Raw genomic sequence first — 16,652 nt, 5'->3', positions numbered from 1 at the left:
TAGCGTACCTTCGCATACCATCGGTATGTGAAAGGAAGGTCGTCATGCGGCTCAGCAGCTTCTATCCGGTGATCTGCACCTCCGACGTCGCCGGATCCACCGACTTCTACGTGCGGCTGTTCGGCTTTGAGGTGACGTTCGAGGCCGACTGGTACGTGAGCCTGCGCCGCGGGCCGTACGAGCTGGCCCTGCTCGACCACGCGCACCCGACCCTGCCCGCCGCCTACCGCAGGCCGGTCACCGGGCTGCTGCTCAACTTCGAGGTGGACGACGTGGACGCCGAATGGGGCAGACTGGTGGCAGGCGAAGGGCTGGTGCCCGAGCTGGGCCTGCGCGACGAGGATTTCGGGCAGCGCCACTTCATCGTCGCCGACCCCAACGGCGTGCTGATCGACGTGATCACGCCCATCGCGCCGTCGGAGGAGTTCGCGGGCGGCTACGCTTCGGCGTGAGTCCGCGCATTGGACATGAGGTGGTAACCTTGCATGTCGGCTCTGTAGCGGTGGCGCTGCGCGCTGCCCATGAAGGCCTTCACGCGGCGACTGTAGGCACGCACGGTCGTTCGCGCTTCCATCTCATTCGCGCGTGTCCGTAGATCGAAGGAGAGCCGTGTCCCTCGACACCGCTGCCAAGAAGACCATCATCAGTGAGTACGCGACGGCCGAAGGCGACACCGGTTCGCCCGAGGTGCAGATCGCGCTGCTCAGCAAGCGCATCAGCGAGCTGACCGAGCACCTGAAGACGCACAAGCACGACCACCACAGCCGTCGTGGTCTGCTGCTGCTCGTGGGTCGCCGGCGCCGCCTGCTGAAGTACCTGCAGAAGGTCGACATCCAGCGCTACCGCACGCTCATCGAGCGGCTCGGTCTGCGCCGATAGCATGAAAAGGGAGCGGCGTCCGCGCCGCTCCCTTCTCATATGGGGTAGGACCCCATACGGTCGGACGCGTGGCGGCGTGAAACGCCCCCGCGCCTGACGTACAACTGAAGATCCGAGACACACAGCCCCCGCGTCCGTTCAGCACCATGCGACCCGCGACGCCTGCGGGCCGGTCCTCGGTAGTGGCTTCCGGTAAGAACGCACTTGACCGGGCGCTTCGATCGAAGACCGGCGCTGCACCTAACGAGGGTGCCGGTGAGAAAAAGGGCGCGGGAGACCGACCACAAGGAGGTCCCCCGTGGAGGGTGTCCACACTGCTGAAGCCGTCATAGACAACGGCTCTTTCGGCACGCGCACGATCCGGTTCGAGACCGGTCGGCTCGCGCGTCAGGCGGCCGGCTCGGCCGTCGCCTATCTCGACAACGACACGATGGTGCTGTCGGCGACCACCGCGTCGAAGACTCCCAAGGAGCAGTTCGACTTCTTCCCGCTGACGGTGGACGTCGAGGAGCGCATGTACGCGGCCGGGCGCATCCCCGGCTCGTTCTTCCGCCGTGAGGGCCGTCCCTCCGAGGACGCCATCCTCACCTGCCGCCTGATCGACCGGCCGCTGCGCCCGTCGTTCGTCAAGGGCCTGCGCAACGAGGTGCAGGTCGTGGCGACCGTCATGGCGCTCAACCCCGACCACCTCTACGACGTGGTCGCCATCAACGCCGCGTCGCTGTCCACGCAGCTCGCCGGTCTGCCCTTCTCGGGCCCGATCGGCGGCGTGCGGGTGGCGCTGATCGACGGCCAGTGGGTGGCCTTCCCGACGCACCCCGAGCTTGAGCGGGCCACGTTCGACATGGTCGTGGCGGGCCGCGTGCTCGACGACGGCGACGTCGCGATCATGATGGTCGAGGCCGAGTCCACCAAGGACACGCTGAAGCTGGTCGCCGAGGGCGCCGTCGCTCCCACCGAGGAGACGGTCGCGCAGGGTCTCGAGGCGGCGAAGCCGTTCATCAAGGTGCTGTGCGAGGCGCAGTCGCGCATCGCGAGAGTCGCGGCCAAGGAGACGGCCGAGTACCCGGTCTTCCTCGACTACCAGGAAGACGTCTACGCCGCCGTCGAGGCCGCGATCAAGACCGAGCTGGCCGCCGCGCTGACCATCGCCGGCAAGCAGGAGCGCGAGAACGAGCTGGAGAAGGTCAAGGCGCTGGCCGCCGAGAAGCTCCTGCCCGAGTTCGAGGGGCGCGAGAAGGAGATCTCCGCCGCGTTCCGCTCGGTCATGAAGAAGCTCATGCGCGAGCGGGTCATCAACGAGGGCATCCGCATCGACGGCCGCGGCACGAAGGACATCCGCGCCCTGTCGGCCGAGGTGCACGTGGTGCCCCGGGTGCACGGCTCGGCGCTGTTCGAGCGCGGCGAGACCCAGATCCTGGGCATCACCACCCTCAACATGCTGCGCATGGAGCAGGTCATCGACACGCTCAACCCCGAGCGGACCAAGCGCTACATGCACAACTACAACTTCCCGCCCTACTCCACCGGTGAGACCGGCCGCGTCGGCTCGCCGAAGCGGCGCGAGATCGGCCACGGCGCGCTGGCCGAGCGGGCGCTGATCCCGGTGCTGCCCTCGCGCGAGGAGTTCCCGTATGCGATCCGGCAGGTCTCCGAGGCCCTCGGCTCCAACGGCTCCACCTCGATGGGCTCGGTCTGCGCCTCGACGATGGCGCTGCTCGACGCCGGTGTGCCGCTCAAGGAGATGGTCGCGGGCATCGCGATGGGCCTGATCGGCGAGGGCGACACCTACGTCACCCTGACCGACATCCTCGGCGCCGAAGACGCCATGGGCGACATGGACTTCAAGGTCGCCGGCACCAAGGACGTCATCACCGCCCTGCAGCTCGACACCAAGCTCGACGGCATCCCCGCCAGCGTGCTGGCCGGCGCGCTCAAGCAGGCCAAGGGCGCCCGCCTGGCGATCCTCGACGTGATGCAGGAGGCCATCGACTCCCCGGCGGAGATGAACCCGACGGCGCCGCGGATCATCACGATCAAGGTCCCGGTCGACAAGATCGGCGAGGTCATCGGCCCGAAGGGCAAGATGATCAACCAGATCCAGGACGACACGGGCGCCGAGATCACCATCGAGGACGACGGCACGATCTACATCGGCGCCACCGACGGGCCCTCCGCCGAGGCCGCCCGCTCCGCGATCAACGCCATCGCCAACCCGCACATGCCCGAGGTGGGCGAGCGTTACCTGGGCACGGTCGTCAAGATCGCCGCCTTCGGCGCGTTCGTCTCGCTCATGCCCGGCAAGGACGGCCTGCTGCACGTCTCCCAGATCCGCAAGCTGCACGGCGGCAAGCGCATCGAGAACGTCGAGGACGTCATGAGCGTCGGCGAGAAGATCCAGGTCGAGATCGCCGAGATCGACGGCCGCGGCAAGCTCTCGCTGGTGCCCGTCGAGGTCATCGAGAAGGAAGCGGCCGAGAAGGAGGCCAAGGGGGACGACGCTCCCGCCGAGGCTCCCGACCAGCCCGCCGAGGGTTCCGCCGCCGCCGAGGACAAGCCCGAGCGGCCCCGCCGCACCCGCACCCGGGTGCGCACCCGCGGCAGTTCCGAAGGAGACGACCGGAACTCGTGACGACGACCACGCTGCACCCCGGCAAGGACGGAGCCGGGGTGGTAAGGCGCACCGTCCTCCCGGGTGGGCTGCGCGTGGTGACCGAGACCATGCCGACCGTGCGGAGCGTCGCGGTCGGCATGTGGGTCGGCATCGGCTCGCGTGATGAGGCCCCCGAGCACATGGGGGCCACCCATTTCCTTGAGCACCTGCTGTTCAAGGGCACGCCCACGCGCGACGCGATGGAGATCTCCGCCTCGATCGAGGGCATCGGCGGTGAGATCAACGCCTTCACCGCCAAGGAGTACACCTGCTACTACGCGCGGGTCCTCGACGAGGACCTGCCGGTCGCGGTCGACGTGCTCGCCGACGTCGTGACCAGCTCGCTGGTCACCGAGCAGGACGTCGAGTCGGAGCGGGGCGTGATCCTCGAAGAGATCGCCATGCACGACGACGACCCGTCCGACGTGGTGCACGAGCAGTTCGCGGCCGCCCTCTACGGTGACTCGCCGATCGGCCGGCCCATCCTGGGAACGGTCGACTCGATCAACGCCCTCGGGCGTGACCGCATCGCCGAGTACTACCACCGCTACTACCGGCCCCGTGCCACCGTCGTGTCCGTCGCGGGCAACGTGCGGCACGAGGAGGTCGTGGAGCTGGTCGCGCGGGCGTACGAGCGGGCGGGCGCCCTGAACGGCCCCGCCGAGTTCGCGCCGCCGCGCACCAGCGGCCCCGGCGCCGAGACCCGCTCCGGCGTCGCGGTCCTCGACCGGCCCACCGAGCAGGCCAACCTCGTGCTCGGCACGACCGGCCTGCCCCGCACCGACGACCGCAGGTTCGCGCTCGGCGTGCTCAACGCCGCGCTCGGCGGCGGCATGTCGTCCAGGCTCTTCCAGGAGATCCGGGAGAAGCGCGGCCTGGCCTACTCCGCCTACAGCTACACCTCGGCCTACGCCGACACCGGGCAGTTCGGCATCTACGTGGGCTGCCTGCCCTCGAAGATCGACGACGTGCTCAAGATCTGCCGCGACGAGGTGTCCAGGGTGGTGACGGAGGGCCTCAGCGCCGACGAGATCATGCGGGGCAAGGGGCAGATGCGCGGCGGGCTCGTGCTCGGCCTGGAGGACACTGGCTCGCGCATGTCCCGCATCGGCAAGAACGAGCTGGTCTACGACGAGCTCATGTCGGTCGACGAGGTGCTCTCGCGCATCGAGTCCGTCACGCCCGACGAGATCTCCGAGGTGGCGCGCGACGTCCTCAACCGGCCGCTCACGCTCGCCGTGATCGGCCCGTACGGCGACAAGGACTTCAGCGACGCCGTTCGCTAGAGTTGGGCGCGTGATCAGGGTAGGTGTGCTCGGCGCCCGAGGGCGCGTGGGCGTCGAGGTGTGCAAAGCGGTCGAGGCGGCCACCGACATGGAGCTGGTGGCCGCGCTCGACAAGGATGACCCCATCGAGGGGCTCCAGGGCGCCGAGGTGGTGGTCGACTTCACCCATCCCGACGTGGTCATGGGCAACCTCGAATGGATGATCGGCCACGGCATCCACCCCGTCGTGGGCACCACCGGCTTCGACGAGGGGCGGCTGGAGGCCGTACGCGGGTGGCTGGCGGCCAATCCCGGCACCCACTGCCTCATCGCCCCCAACTTCGGCATCGCGGCGGTGCTCATGATGCACTTCGCGCAGCAGGCCGCCCGCTACTTCGAGTCCGTCGAGATCGTCGAGCTGCACCACCCTAACAAGGCCGACGCGCCGTCGGGCACCGCCCGCCGCACGGCCGAGCTGGTCTCCGAGGCCCGCGCCAAGGCCGGGCTCGCCGCGATGCCCGACGCCACCAGCACGGCGCTCGACGGCGCCCGCGGGGCCGACGTCGGCGGCGTCCACGTGCACGCGGTGCGCCTGTCGGGGCTCATCGCGCACCAGGAGGTGCTGCTGGGCGGCGACGGCGAGACGCTCACGATCAGGCACGACACGATGAGCAGGGCCGCGTTCACGCCGGGCGTGCTGCTCGGCGTGCGCCGGGTGCGCGAGCTGCCCGGCCTCACCATCGGCCTGGAACCGCTGCTCGACCTGTGACCCGTGCTGGGTGACAACGCACACGACGTGCCCACACCCGCGCGGGCGTGGGCACGTCGTGAGGAGAGGGTCCCGGCTCCGCACAGCCGGGCCTACGATCATCAACCCTAATACGAGCGGCGAGATCAGCCCGAAACATGAGATCGTGTCGCCATGGTGCGATGGGCTGAGAAAAGTGAGCTGCCCGGGCTGGCCGCCGTCGAGGTGGCCGCCGACGGGCTTTTCGAGCAGGTGGGCATCGTCTTCCCGCCCGGCACCACGCAGATCGAAGAGGTGTCCGATCCTGGGGTGGTGCTGGTCGAGGGGACACCGCCCGACGGGTTCGCGCTGATCGGCTGGGTCGACGGTAACCTGCATCTCGAACAGCTCGCCGTCCGGCCCGACCGGATGCGGCAGGGGATCGGCGGGCGGCTGATGGCCGCCGTGATCGACCACGCCGGCGCGGCGGGGGCGCCGGCCGTGACGCTGACGACCTTTCGCGACGTGCCGTGGAACGCGCCCTGGTACGAGCGGCACGGCTTCACCGTCATGCCTGAGCAGGAGTGGGGGCCGCAGCTGCGGGAGCTGGTACGCCGGGAGCGCGAGCTGGGCATCGAGGTCGCGCCCAGGGTCGTCATGGTCCGGTGGCGCGAGAAAGGGCGCTAGCGGCGTTCTGAGCGCGGCGCAGGGGGCCTTCAGGGCCGGTGGCCGGAGACGCGCCGCGGCGGCTCCTCGAAGCGGGAGCGCTGCGGCGGCCGGCCGGTGACCTTCTCCACGATCGACGCGGCGAGCTGGTGCAGCTTGACGTTCCTGTCCTGCGAGACCCGCCGCAGGATGTCGAACGCCTCCCGCGCCGTGCACCGCCGCTGCACCATGACGATGCCGAGCGCCTGATCGATGATCGCCCGCGTGTTCAGCGCCTCCTTGAGCTGCGCCTCCACCTCCCGCAGCCGGGCCACGTCGAGCGCCGTACGGAACAGCACGGGCACGTGCGCGGCCGCGACCCGCAGGGCCACCCACGCCTGCTCCGGCAGCCCCTCGGCGTCGCCCGCGTAGACGGTCAGCACACCCAGCAGCACGCTCTCGAACTCCAGCGGCTCGCAGTGCACCCCGCGAACCTCGGGAGCCCCCGAGACGAAACGCGGCCACCGCGAGTCGGCGGCCAGATCGAGGACCGTGACCGCCTTGCCGGTGTCGAGCGCGTCGAGCACCGGCCCCTGCCCGGTGGCCTGCTGCAGCCCGTCGAGCAGCTCGGCCCGCGCGTGCGAGCAGGCCACGGTACGGAAGTCGTCATCCCCGCACAGGGCGATGCTGAGCATCGCACGATCGGGCATCGCCTGCGCGGCGATGGTGACACAGTCAGTGAGCGCCCGTTCGAACTCCTCGATGTCCGTGGGCAGACTCGGCCGGTTCACCAGGATCCCTCGCGATGGCTTGGAGTCCTTCCAGGCTAGCCGCTCCGCGACGCAGTCACGAGACGTAAGCGTCGATCTCGGCCAGATAGGCATCCTTGAGGTGCCTGGGCAACCAGGTGATCTCGAAGGCGTTGCGCTCGAGCTGCGCCAGCTCCTCGCGCGTGAGCTGCAGCGCGTCGTGCAGGGCGACGAGGTTCTCCTGGACGTAGCCGTCGAAGTAGGCGGGGTCGTCGGAGTTGACCGTCACCCGCACGCCCAGGTCCATCAGCTTGCGGATGCCCTCGGCCTTCATCGAGTCGGTGACGTAGCCGTTGGAGATCGGGCAGCACGTCAGCCCCATGCCGCGCGCCAGCACCACCTCGACCAGCCGCTGATCCTCCAGGATGTTGACGCCGTGGTCGATGCGGTCGACGCCGATCTCCTCGATGGCCTGGCGGATGTGCTCGGCCGCGTCGTCCTGGTCGACGTCGCAGTGCATGGTCAGCAGGTAGCCCTCCTGCCGGGCCCGCTCGTAGACGGCCGCGAACTTGCGCGGCGGGTTGCCCCTCTCGTCGGAGTCGAGCCCCACCCCCGCGATCCACTCCTTGTACGGCAACGACTCCAGCAGCGTCGCCATCGCGTACTCGGCCTGGAAGTCGCGCAGGAAGCACATGATGAGCTGGGCCCGCACCCCGAGCTGGGCGTGCGCGTCCATGAGCGCCCGCCGCAGCCCCCTGATCACCACGTCGAACGGCACGCCGCGCGAGGTGTGCGCCTGCGGGTCGAAGAAGATCTCGGCATAACGGACGTTCTGCTCCGCGGCCTTGCGCAGGTACGCCATGGCCAGGTCGTAGAAGTCGGGCTCGGTGCGCAGCACCTTCATGCCCTCGTAGTAGATCGTCAGGAACGAGGACAGGCTGTCGAAGGTGTAGGCGGCCCGCATCTCCGCCACGTCCGCGTACGGCAGCTCGATGCCGTTGCGCGCGGCCAGCTCGAACTTGAGCTCGGGCTCCAGCGTGCCCTCGATGTGCAGGTGCAGCTCGCACTTCGGCAGCCCGGCGATGAAATCCTTCACCGTCCCACCTTAGAAGCTCAGAAGACGATGGCCAGCCCCACCGCGAACAGAGCCCCGTACGCCATCTGCAGCTTGCCCGTCTGCTGCAGCACCGCGATCAGCGCCGGCCCCACGGCCTTGCCCAGCACCGCCCTGATGGGGCCGATCGCCAGCGGCACCGCCAGCAGCACCAGCGCCGCCCACGGCGTGATCGGCACCATCGCCAGCGCCACCACGAACGGCACCACCTGGCAGGCCACGTACAGCGTACGCGTGCGCTCGGCCCCCAGCAGCACCGCCAGCGTGCGCTTGCCCGAGCGGCCGTCGGTGCCGACGTCACGCAGGTTGTTGACCACCAGCATGGAGCACGACAGCAGCCCCACCGGGATCGACGCGAACAGCGCCGCCCAGCTCAGGTGCTCCGTCTGCATGTACGCCGTGCCGACCACGGGCACGATCCCGAAGAACACGAACACGGCCACCTCGCCCAGGCCGCGGTAGCCGTACGGATGCTTGCCGCCGGTGTAGAACCACGCGGCCGCGATCGCCGCCGCGCCCACCAGCAGCACCCACCACGCCCGCGTGACCAGCACCAGGATCAGGCCGAGCACAGCGGCCAGCGCGAAGCAGCCCAGCGCCGCCGCCAGCACCTCGCGCGGCGTGGCCGCGCGCGAGCCGACCAGCCGCATCGGGCCGACCCGCTGGTCGTCGGTGCCCCGGATGCCGTCGCTGTAGTCGTTGGCGTAGTTGACGCCGATCTGCAGCGACAGCGCCACGAGCAGTGCCAGGACCGCCCGCCACCACACGAAGCCGCCTTCGCCGATCGCCACGCCGGTGCCCACCATGACGGGCACGACGGCGTTGGGCAGCGTGCGCGGGCGGGCTCCGGCGATCCACTGCGCGGGAGTTGCCATGTTGTCGTTCTACCTCTAGCTGATGTCGGTCGTGAGCCTGATCATCCGGACCGGCCGGCCCATGTCGAGGACGCGCTCCGCCATGTCCTCGCCCCAGCCCGCCGACTCCAGGAAGCCGAGCATCGCGTAGTTCTCCGCGAACACCCAGGTGACGATCTGACGGAAGCCGTCTTCCCGCATGTAGTCGACGGTGGCGTTGAGCAGGCGGCTGCCGTGCCCCCGGCGGACGAAGTCGGGGTCGACCAGCAGCGTCAGCATCTCGGCCACCCGCCCGGGGTCGAGATCGGGGTCCTCGGCGGGCGCGTGCGAGACCAGCCCGACCACGCGCTCCCCGCCGCGGGGTGTGACCAGGGCGGCGCTGCCGCCCGCGCCGAGGGCGGGAAAACCCTCGGTGTCGAGGATGGTCTCCACCGCCACCAGCACCCGGTGCATGGGGCTGGGCGGGGCGACGATCGCCTCGTCCCACTGGCGCAGCCACATCTTCTCGGCCGCCGCGCCAGTCATCTGCTCGAGTGGGCCCTCGGGCAGGAAATCCCGATAGCCGTAGCGCCAGGCGCGGATCTGACAATTCGCAACCTGGAGCACATCCTCGCGCCGGGCCGCCCGGACGCCTACGTCTGCCATCTCGGCCCGCTCCTTCGCCTGCCGTTCATGCCACAAGGCACGAGTTACACCGTATCGGTGTTTGAGCCTTGGAGACGACGCGAACCCCGCTTCCTCGCCCGGTAAGCCCGTGTCTTGGTGCGGTTGCCGCATACCCGCATGGAACACCACGAGCGGGAACGGTTCTTCGACAGGTCGATGAACGCCCACTGACAGGTTCCCTCCGCGCACACCTTCAGCCGCTCCCAGTCCGCGCTCAACGCCGCCGCCGCGATCCGCGCCAGCCCGCCACGCACCCCCGGCACGGCCGGGACCAGCTCCGGCCCCTGATTTCCGACCGCGACCTGCAGCGGCAGCTCCGGCAGGTCGGCCCGCTCCTGCCTGAGCGCGGCCCGCAGGCCCTCGCGCAGGGCGTGCGCGATCTGGAGGTCGTCGTCGGTGGCGCGGTCGCGCGGGCCGACGAGGTCGCGCTCGCGCAGCCACACGGCCAGCTCGGCCGGGGAGGACAGCTCGTCCGCTTGGGCTTCGACGTCGAACGTGTTCACGAAGTCTCGTACGAGCTCCGCGGGGAACGGCATGCCGTCACTCTACTGTCCGATGATCGTCATCGCTTCAGCCACCTCCTCGACCGATGAGTGCGGCCGCCGCGGCGTCAGGTGTGAGCGCGGCCATCGCCCCGGCCCGTGACCGCCGCCATCGCCTCGGCCAGCCTCCTGACTCCCTCCCGCAGCTCCGTCAGATGCGCGGCGGCCATGTGTGTGACCCGGATCCTGGGGCCCGGCGGCTCGGCCGCGTAGTACAGCCGGCCGGGGCTGATCAGCACCCCGGTCCGCCGGGCGGCCTCGGTCAGCGCGGTCTCGTCCACGGAGGCGGGCAGGCGTACCCACAGATGCATGCCACCCGCGGGCAGCAGGTGCGGCTCGGCCTCCGGCAGCAGCTCGGCCAGGGCCGCCGCGAGCGCGTCCCGGCGGGTCGCGATCTCCGCGTGCACGGCCGCGAGGTGCCGCCGCCACGCCGGCGACCCCACGAACTCCAGCGCCGTCTCCTGCAAGGGCCGGGCGACGAAGAACGACTCCACGAGCTGGCTCGCCCGCAGCCGGTGCGCGGCCGGCCCGCGCGCGATGACCGCCGCCACCCGCATGCTCGGCGACAGGATCTTCGTCAGCGAGACGATGTGCACCACCGTGCCGTGCCGGTCCATGGAGGCCAGGGACGGGGGCGGCTGCGCGGTCAGGTACCGGGCGAAGTCGTCCTCCACCACGAACGCGCCCGCCGCCCGCGCCACCTCCAGCACCTGCCGCCTGCGCTCCGGCGGCAGCGTGGCGCCCGTGGGGTTGTGCAGCGTGGGCTGGCAGAAGAACACCCGCGCCCCCGTGACCGCGAACGCCTCGGCCAGCAGGTCCGGCCGCACGCCCTCGCGGTCCATCGGCACGGCCGTGGCCCGCAGCCCGGCCGCCTTCGCCGCCGACAACGCGCCCGGATACGTGGGCGTCTCCACCAGGATGGGCGTCCCCGGGGCCGCCAGCGCCCTGAACGCGTGCGTGAGCGCCGCCTGCCCGCCGCTCACGATGAGCGCGTCGGCCTCGGTCACGTCGCTGCCCGCCTGCGTCGCGAACCACCGCCGCAGCTCCCGCAGGCCCGTCAGCGGCGGCATCGCCCAGGCGTCCGGCCGGCGCACGGCCCGCGCCGCGGCCGCCGCGAGCTGCTTGTCCGGGCGCAGCCCCGGCCGCAGGTAACCGCCGGTCAGCGGCACCACCCCCTCGGGCGCCGCGCCCAGCAGTGCCGACACGGGCCCCTCGTCCACCACCCGGTCGCCCAGAGCCACCGTCTGCCAGGACAAGTCGGGCGCGTCCTGCGCCGCGCCGCCGGCCCGCCGCGCCACGAACGCCCCGCTGCCCGGCCTCGACACCACCCGCCCCTCCGCCGCGAGCTGCCCGATGGCCCGGGAGACGGTGACGGGGCTCACGTTGTGGCGGCGCATGATCTCCCGGCTGGACGGCAGCCGCGCCCCCGGGCCGAGCCGATCGGCCTCTTCGCGCAGTATCGCGGCGATCTGGGCGATACTGCTATCGTTGTTCATGAAGGTTGAGAATAGCGCTACTGTCACCAGGAGAGTAGCGGTCCCGCCGAGCCTCGGCGGCCGTGGCACGTGGCTGGCGTTCCTCGGCGTCCTGTCGTTCTCGGGCTCCATGCCGGCCACCGTGTACGCGATGCGCGGCCTCGACCCCTGGCTGGTCGCCGTCGGACGGGCCGCCGTGGCCGGCGCCATCGCCCTCATCTGCCTCAAAGCCGCCGGCCACGCCCTCCTCCCGCCCCGATCGCAGTGGCCCGCCTACGCGCTCATCGTGCTCGGCGTCGTCGTCGGCTTCCCCGTCTTCAGCGGCCTGGCCCTCCACCTGGGCGCCAGCACCGCCCACTCCGCCGTCGTCATCGGCCTCCTCCCGGCCGCCACCGCCGCCTGCGCCGTCCTGCGCGCCGGCGAACGCCCCGCCCCCTCTTCTGGGCCGGCTGCACGGCCGGCGCCGCCGCCATCACCGCGTTCACCCTCATCCAGCACCACGGCCGCCCCTCCTGGCCCGACCTGCTCCTCCTCGGCGCGCTCCTGTCGGCGGCGATCGGCTACACCGAGGGCGGCCGCCTCGCCAAGCACACGCCCGGCTGGCGGGTCATCTCCCACGCCCTCGTCCTCTCCCTCCCGCTGACGCTCCCCGTGACGGCCGCCCTCGCCGCCACCACCCCCATCACCCTCACGGGCGAGTCCCTGGCGGGTTTCGCGTACGTGTCGGTGATCTCGATGTTCGTCGGCTTCATCCCCTGGTACGCCGGCCTGGCCAGGGGCGGCATCGCCCGCGCCGGCCAGACCCAGCTCACCCAGCCCCTGCTGACGCTGGTGTGGGCGTGGGGGTTGATGGGGGAGCGGTTCGGAGCCTCCACGGTGGTGGCGGCGCTGGCGGTCCTGGTGTGCGTCGCCATCACCCAACGCGCTCGTACGTGAGGACGGGGCTGGGCCATCGCAGGGGCACGCTCGTCCATGAGAAGAGCCCCGCGAAGACCGGCACACTTTACGCGAGAGGAGCACCGTCCATCATGCCCGCGAAGACCGGCGCTCTTTACGCGAGGAGAGCCCGCGAAGATCGGCGCTCTTTATGTGAGAGCACCGTCCATCATGACCGCGTAGACCGGCGCTCTTTACGTGAGGAGAGCCCGCGAAGACCGGCGCTCAGCCGTCACCAGTGAGCCGCACTTGACGCATGCCTTGTAGGCCCCCGGCTTGACTCATCCCCGTGACGCCCGCGCTTGTACTTGAAAGCCGTGACGCCGCCCCGCAGGATGGCAGAGGGAGGTGTCACAACCATGGCGGACCTCACGATCCCAGAGGGCGGTTTCTGGCCCGCGCCGGAGATCCCGCAGCCCAATATCTACCCGATGGAATGGCACGTGGAGACGGAGAAACTCGCCGCCATCTACGAGAAGTCCAAGCGCGAGCTCTGGAACCCGGCCGACCTGCCCTGGGACGGCCTCGACCCGGCCGACTTCACCAGGGAGCAGCGCCTGGGCATCATGTACTGGTTCGCGGTGCTGGCCAACTTCGACGCCTCCGGGCCGGCGGTGTTCGCCCGCGCGACCATCCAGGCGTTCGAGAAACACGAAGAGGACCCCGTCAGGAAGTGTTTCTTCTCGATCACCCGCGACGAGATGAACCACGAGGAGTGCTGCCAGCGCACCATCGCCAAGCTCTGGCCGGGCGGCCCGCTCGACTGGACCCCTTCCGACGACCTCGAATCGGCCGCCCACAACAACATCGGCTGGCTCTACCACAACGGCGGCCGCTACTGGAACGGCTACACCTCGGCCGTCGGCAAATACTCGCTGCCCGTGCTGTTCACCAGCTTCATGATGGGCGAGATGGCCGCCTCGACGCTGTTCAGGGGCATGTCGTCGGGCACGAAGCATCCGGTCTTCAGCGAGATGTTCAAGCGGATCGGCCGCGACGAGGCGCGCCACCTGCAGATCTGCATGACCATTCTGGAGAACGAATGGCCGGGCCTCACCGACGAGACCCGCGCCCTCATCACCCGCCAGCTCAGGGCCGGTTTCGTCTTCCTCAGCATGATCCTCTGGGAGCCGCCGGAAGGCTTCTGGGAACTGCCGCCGTACTTCCTCAAGAACCACCTTGTCCTCATGGACCTCGCCAGACAGGCGGGCCTCGGCGTGCTGTCGAGCAAGGAGCAGGCGCAGAACTGGCGCGTGGCGATGGCCCACATCCGCGCCATCGTCGAGCGCTGGGGCATCGCCTTCCCCGCCATCCCCGAGCTGAACCTGGAAGGGGTGCACGTCGACTTCATCGACCCGGAGGAGATCATCCCGGTCTTCTGACTAGCATGGCCGGCATGTGGCCACGCATCGACGGACTCAGGGTCCTCGAACTCGGCACCCCCGGCGAACTCCGTACCGAGCTGACCGACCTGGTGCTCGCGGGCACCAAGACGGCCACGGCCGGCCTGCTGCCTCTGGACTACGAGGCGGAAGGCGAGGAGGTCGAGCACGTCGGCGAGCACCTCGTCCTCGTGGATGACACCGGCGCCCGAGTCGGCGAGGTCCGCGTAACGCGCGTAGAGCTGACACCGTTCGCACAGGTCAGCTGGGAGTTCGCGAAGGCGGAAGGCGAGGGCTTCACCTCAACGGAACACTGGCAGGAAACCCACCGACGCTACTGGTCGGGCCTCGGCTACGAGGTCAAGGCCGACACAACAGTGGTCTGCCTCTGGTTCACCCTCGTCCCACCAGCACCCACCACCCCCTGACCAGCGCCAGCCCCCCGACCGCCACCACCGCCCAAGCCCGGCGGAGGCGCGTCATCTGAGGGTCATGGGGACAGGACATCCTCTCGCTCCTACAAAGGCCCTCATCCGGGTGCCACGGAGGCATCACCCACCCAAGCCCCGGAAAGAGACGGCGCCCTGGAAAGGGAACGGAGCCCTGCAAAGAGAACGGAGGCCGGAAGAGAACGGAGGCCCGGAAAGAGAACGGCGACGATCGCCCTCCTCCTCCTCCTCAAACCGGCCACTGCTCCTCAGGCGAGACATAACTCCCCCGATGCGGAATGCTGTACACCCACCCCTCCTCCCGCAGCAACGCGATGGCACGCCGCACGGTCTCACGCGCCGCGCCATACTGCCGCACCAGCTCCACCTCGCTCGGAATCTGCTGCCGTGACATGAACTCACGCCGCTTGATCCGCTCCCGCATTTCCCCGGCGATATGCCGATAGAACGGTGCCAACCGCCCGGAGGGCCCGGAAAGCGTGGGATCGTTGACGAACGTCCCCTCACCCTGCCGCGTATGAACCAACCCCTGATTCCGCAGCACCCGGATCGCCCGCCGCGCCGTCGTACGCGCGACCTTGAACTCCCGCTGGATCTCCGCCTCGCTGATCACGGGATCTCCGGGCGAGAGTTCGGCGGTGATACGCGACCTGAGGACCTCGCTGATCTGGAGATATAGATAGGTGTCACCCTCGCGATTCAGCACGTTCTAAGGGTATCCAATGGCGAGGTCAACGGAAGGGAAAATAAGATCCCTTATTTATGGGCCATTCTTCACGGTCGACCACATATGTGCCCCCATACGCCACCGTGACCACCCACCCCGACTCCCTGAGATAAGCCAGCGCATGCCGCACGGTCTCCCTCGCGACACCATATTGTCGCATCAACGAGTTCTCTCCGGGAATGGCCTCTCTCGGAGGGATTTCACCACCCATGATACGCGCGACGATGTCTGCGGCGACCCTCTGGTATTTGAACAGCCTCCTGCTGGACCGAGGCGTCCCAGGAGGCCCCACATAGGTGCCTTCAGCCGTGATCGTGTGCACCAAACCCTGACTCCGCAGCACCCCGATCGCCCGCCGGGCTGTCGTCCGGCTGATCCGGTGCGTCCGCTGAAGGGTCGCCTCACTGGGCACGAGATCACCGGCACGCAGCTCGCCGCGCACGATCTGATCGCGAATGACGTCGGCGACCTGCTCGAAGAGAGACCTGGGGCTTTCACGATCCAACACGCTTCGATCATAGGCAGACACGTCCACGCCCACACAGCAAACGTCTATACAGGCAAGAAGAGATAAGGCCTAGACGAGAGCCCGCCCCTGCACCCGCCCGCGATCACGGAGACGCATCCCATCGCCTTCCGCAAGTGCTCCCGGCTTCAACCAAACCCCACCCGCCCTGGAGCCGCCGTGCCAGCCCACCCATGCCCGCCCACCCACGCCCGCCCACCCACGCCCGCCCATCCAAACCCTCGCCCGCCCGCACGCCCATAGCCGATCCGCCACCGTCCCCTCGCCCGCACCCGGCATGTCTTACGTCCGGGCCGGCCATGCACAGACACCCGACCCACCTGCACGGGCTGATCCCTGTGCCCGTCCTCCCGTCCCGCACCCGACCGGGCCATCCACCAGAACGGGCTTGCACTTGGATCGGCTCCTGACCCCAACGGTCCTGCCCGGAGGAGGCTTGGACCCGACCGGCCCTGCACCCGACCGGCCCTGCACCCGACCGGCCCTGCACCCGACCGGCCCTATACCAGAACGGGCTTGTACCTGATCGGCCCTGACCCGACCGATCCTGCCCCGGAGCAGCCCTGTGCCCGACCCGATCCTGCACCGGCGTGAGCTTGGACCCTGACCCCTTCCTGTACCGAAGCGGGCTTGCGCCCGAGTGGTCCTCCATCGGAGCGGCCTGATGCATAACGGGCCTCCCGCATTCGACCAGTCCTGTCCCCTGAGGTCAGGACATGCCGCCGCTCCATGGCGCACCTGCACCGAACCGGCCCTGCCCGCCCGAACGGTTCTACACCACTCGACGGGACGTGACCGTCTTGCGTCTTGCCCGCTTAGCTCTGCCCCGAGCGGGCCTTGGCCGAGAAAGGCTCGCCGCCGAGCAGGTCCTTCTGGGCGGCTCTTCCCCCGACTGGCCCTACCCAACTGGCCCTGCCCGAGTTGCCCCCGTCTGGGCCGCCTCCTGCCTGAGCCGGCCCCTGCCTGAGCCGGCCCCTGCCTGAGCCGGCCCCTGCCTGAGCCGGCCCCCTTGCCCGACTTGCCGCCCCCCGAGCCGCCCCCTTCAGCAGCCCTGTGCCCCGCA

Annotated in this window: 18 protein-coding genes; 10 read left to right on the top strand and 8 right to left on the bottom strand. The window is 69.7% G+C overall.

Going from position 1 to position 16,652, the window contains the following annotated elements:
• The first annotated feature begins 44 nt into the window (after nucleotides 1–44).
• The 6 genes from KIS93_RS48830 to KIS93_RS48805 all read left to right on the top strand — a co-directional run bounded on the left by KIS93_RS48830 (nucleotide 45) and on the right by KIS93_RS48805 (nucleotide 6,211).
• Entirely contained in the window at nucleotides 45–452 is a 408-nt protein-coding gene (locus KIS93_RS48830) for a VOC family protein (RefSeq protein WP_080042089.1), read from the top strand.
• Between the two features lie 157 nt (nucleotides 453–609).
• A complete protein-coding gene (gene rpsO, locus KIS93_RS48825) occupies nucleotides 610–879 on the top strand; it encodes a 30S ribosomal protein S15 (RefSeq protein WP_020545762.1) in 270 nt (89 codons plus the stop codon).
• A 298-nt stretch (nucleotides 880–1,177) separates the two neighbouring features.
• Nucleotides 1,178–3,511, top strand: coding sequence for a polyribonucleotide nucleotidyltransferase (locus KIS93_RS48820; RefSeq protein ID WP_080042088.1), 2,334 nt, complete (start codon nucleotides 1,178–1,180; stop codon nucleotides 3,509–3,511).
• The gene (locus KIS93_RS48815) at nucleotides 3,508–4,818 is read left to right on the top strand and encodes a M16 family metallopeptidase (RefSeq protein WP_080042087.1); all 1,311 of its coding nucleotides are present in this window, start codon (nucleotides 3,508–3,510) and stop codon (nucleotides 4,816–4,818) included. Before KIS93_RS48820 ends, KIS93_RS48815 begins: the two co-directional genes overlap by 4 nt.
• 10 nt (nucleotides 4,819–4,828) lie before the next feature.
• Nucleotides 4,829–5,566: a 4-hydroxy-tetrahydrodipicolinate reductase gene (gene dapB / locus KIS93_RS48810; RefSeq protein ID WP_080042086.1), complete on the top strand. Its 738-nt coding sequence runs from the start codon at nucleotides 4,829–4,831 to the stop codon at nucleotides 5,564–5,566.
• Nucleotides 5,567–5,719: 153 nt separating this feature from the next.
• A complete protein-coding gene (locus tag KIS93_RS48805) occupies nucleotides 5,720–6,211 on the top strand; it encodes a GNAT family N-acetyltransferase (RefSeq protein ID WP_080042085.1) in 492 nt (163 codons plus the stop codon).
• A 29-nt stretch (nucleotides 6,212–6,240) separates the two neighbouring features.
• Here KIS93_RS48805 and KIS93_RS63925 read toward each other — a convergent pair whose 3' ends face one another.
• The 6 genes from KIS93_RS63925 to KIS93_RS48775 form a co-directional block, all read right to left on the bottom strand.
• Nucleotides 6,241–6,960, bottom strand: coding sequence for a GAF and ANTAR domain-containing protein (locus tag KIS93_RS63925; protein WP_222107916.1), 720 nt, complete (start codon nucleotides 6,958–6,960; stop codon nucleotides 6,241–6,243).
• Between the two features lie 55 nt (nucleotides 6,961–7,015).
• Nucleotides 7,016–8,014, bottom strand: a complete 999-nt coding sequence (locus KIS93_RS48795; RefSeq protein WP_080042083.1) for an adenosine deaminase — start codon at nucleotides 8,012–8,014, stop codon at nucleotides 7,016–7,018.
• A 17-nt stretch (nucleotides 8,015–8,031) separates the two neighbouring features.
• On the bottom strand, nucleotides 8,032–8,907 hold the full coding sequence (locus KIS93_RS48790) for a 1,4-dihydroxy-2-naphthoate polyprenyltransferase (RefSeq protein WP_080042082.1): 876 nt from the start codon (nucleotides 8,905–8,907) through the stop codon (nucleotides 8,032–8,034).
• Between the two features lie 15 nt (nucleotides 8,908–8,922).
• On the bottom strand, nucleotides 8,923–9,411 hold the full coding sequence (locus KIS93_RS48785; RefSeq protein WP_080042081.1) for a GNAT family N-acetyltransferase: 489 nt from the start codon (nucleotides 9,409–9,411) through the stop codon (nucleotides 8,923–8,925).
• A gap of 164 nt (nucleotides 9,412–9,575) precedes the next feature.
• Complete coding sequence (locus tag KIS93_RS48780) at nucleotides 9,576–10,088, bottom strand: CGNR zinc finger domain-containing protein (protein WP_080042080.1); 513 nt, start codon at nucleotides 10,086–10,088, stop codon at nucleotides 9,576–9,578.
• 74 nt (nucleotides 10,089–10,162) lie between these two features.
• Nucleotides 10,163–11,590: an aminotransferase-like domain-containing protein gene (locus tag KIS93_RS48775; RefSeq protein WP_080042079.1), complete on the bottom strand. Its 1,428-nt coding sequence runs from the start codon at nucleotides 11,588–11,590 to the stop codon at nucleotides 10,163–10,165.
• Between KIS93_RS48775 and KIS93_RS48770 the strand changes: the two genes are divergently transcribed.
• The 4 genes from KIS93_RS48770 (at nucleotide 11,589) to KIS93_RS48760 (ending at nucleotide 14,315) form a co-directional block, all read left to right on the top strand.
• Entirely contained in the window at nucleotides 11,589–12,212 is a 624-nt protein-coding gene (locus tag KIS93_RS48770; RefSeq protein ID WP_246005479.1) for an EamA family transporter, read from the top strand. The two genes, KIS93_RS48775 and KIS93_RS48770, sit on opposite strands and share 2 nt — an antisense overlap.
• On the top strand, nucleotides 12,113–12,505 hold the full coding sequence (locus KIS93_RS66495) for a DMT family transporter (protein WP_246005493.1): 393 nt from the start codon (nucleotides 12,113–12,115) through the stop codon (nucleotides 12,503–12,505). Before KIS93_RS48770 ends, KIS93_RS66495 begins: the two co-directional genes overlap by 100 nt.
• A gap of 359 nt (nucleotides 12,506–12,864) precedes the next feature.
• The gene (locus KIS93_RS48765) at nucleotides 12,865–13,887 is read left to right on the top strand and encodes a hypothetical protein (protein WP_080042077.1); all 1,023 of its coding nucleotides are present in this window, start codon (nucleotides 12,865–12,867) and stop codon (nucleotides 13,885–13,887) included.
• Nucleotides 13,888–13,901: 14 nt separating this feature from the next.
• On the top strand, nucleotides 13,902–14,315 hold the full coding sequence (locus tag KIS93_RS48760; RefSeq protein ID WP_080047150.1) for an ASCH domain-containing protein: 414 nt from the start codon (nucleotides 13,902–13,904) through the stop codon (nucleotides 14,313–14,315).
• Nucleotides 14,316–14,565: 250 nt separating this feature from the next.
• On the opposite strand, the gene KIS93_RS48755 is transcribed toward KIS93_RS48760, so the two are convergent.
• Together KIS93_RS48755 and KIS93_RS48750 are read right to left on the bottom strand one after the other, a co-directional pair.
• The gene (locus tag KIS93_RS48755) at nucleotides 14,566–15,042 is read right to left on the bottom strand and encodes a GntR family transcriptional regulator (protein ID WP_080042076.1); all 477 of its coding nucleotides are present in this window, start codon (nucleotides 15,040–15,042) and stop codon (nucleotides 14,566–14,568) included.
• Nucleotides 15,043–15,067: 25 nt separating this feature from the next.
• On the bottom strand, nucleotides 15,068–15,571 hold the full coding sequence (locus KIS93_RS48750; RefSeq protein ID WP_230465511.1) for a GntR family transcriptional regulator: 504 nt from the start codon (nucleotides 15,569–15,571) through the stop codon (nucleotides 15,068–15,070).
• Nucleotides 15,572–16,652 lie beyond the last annotated feature (1,081 nt).

The organism is [Actinomadura] parvosata subsp. kistnae (assembly GCF_900323885.1).
Taxonomy (GTDB): Bacteria; Actinomycetota; Actinomycetes; order Streptosporangiales; family Streptosporangiaceae; genus Nonomuraea; species Nonomuraea composti.
Note: the sequence above shows the minus strand (reverse complement) of the source record. Positions and strands in the feature narration are given on the sequence as shown.

Coding starts and splice junctions, on each gene's coding strand:
- KIS93_RS48830 (WP_080042089.1), top strand. CDS start 45: ATGCGGCTCAGCAGCTTCTATCCGGTGATCTGCACCTCCGACGTCGCC.
- KIS93_RS48805 (WP_080042085.1), top strand. CDS start 5,720: ATGGTGCGATGGGCTGAGAAAAGTGAGCTGCCCGGGCTGGCCGCCGTC.
- KIS93_RS48790 (WP_080042082.1), bottom strand. CDS start 8,907: ATGGCAACTCCCGCGCAGTGGATCGCCGGAGCCCGCCCGCGCACGCTG.
- KIS93_RS48785 (WP_080042081.1), bottom strand. CDS start 9,411: ATGACTGGCGCGGCGGCCGAGAAGATGTGGCTGCGCCAGTGGGACGAG.
- KIS93_RS48780 (WP_080042080.1), bottom strand. CDS start 10,088: ATGCCGTTCCCCGCGGAGCTCGTACGAGACTTCGTGAACACGTTCGAC.
- KIS93_RS48770 (WP_246005479.1), top strand. CDS start 11,589: ATGAAGGTTGAGAATAGCGCTACTGTCACCAGGAGAGTAGCGGTCCCG.
- KIS93_RS48775 (WP_080042079.1), bottom strand. CDS start 11,590: ATGAACAACGATAGCAGTATCGCCCAGATCGCCGCGATACTGCGCGAA.
- KIS93_RS48765 (WP_080042077.1), top strand. CDS start 12,865: ATGGCGGACCTCACGATCCCAGAGGGCGGTTTCTGGCCCGCGCCGGAG.
- KIS93_RS48760 (WP_080047150.1), top strand. CDS start 13,902: ATGTGGCCACGCATCGACGGACTCAGGGTCCTCGAACTCGGCACCCCC.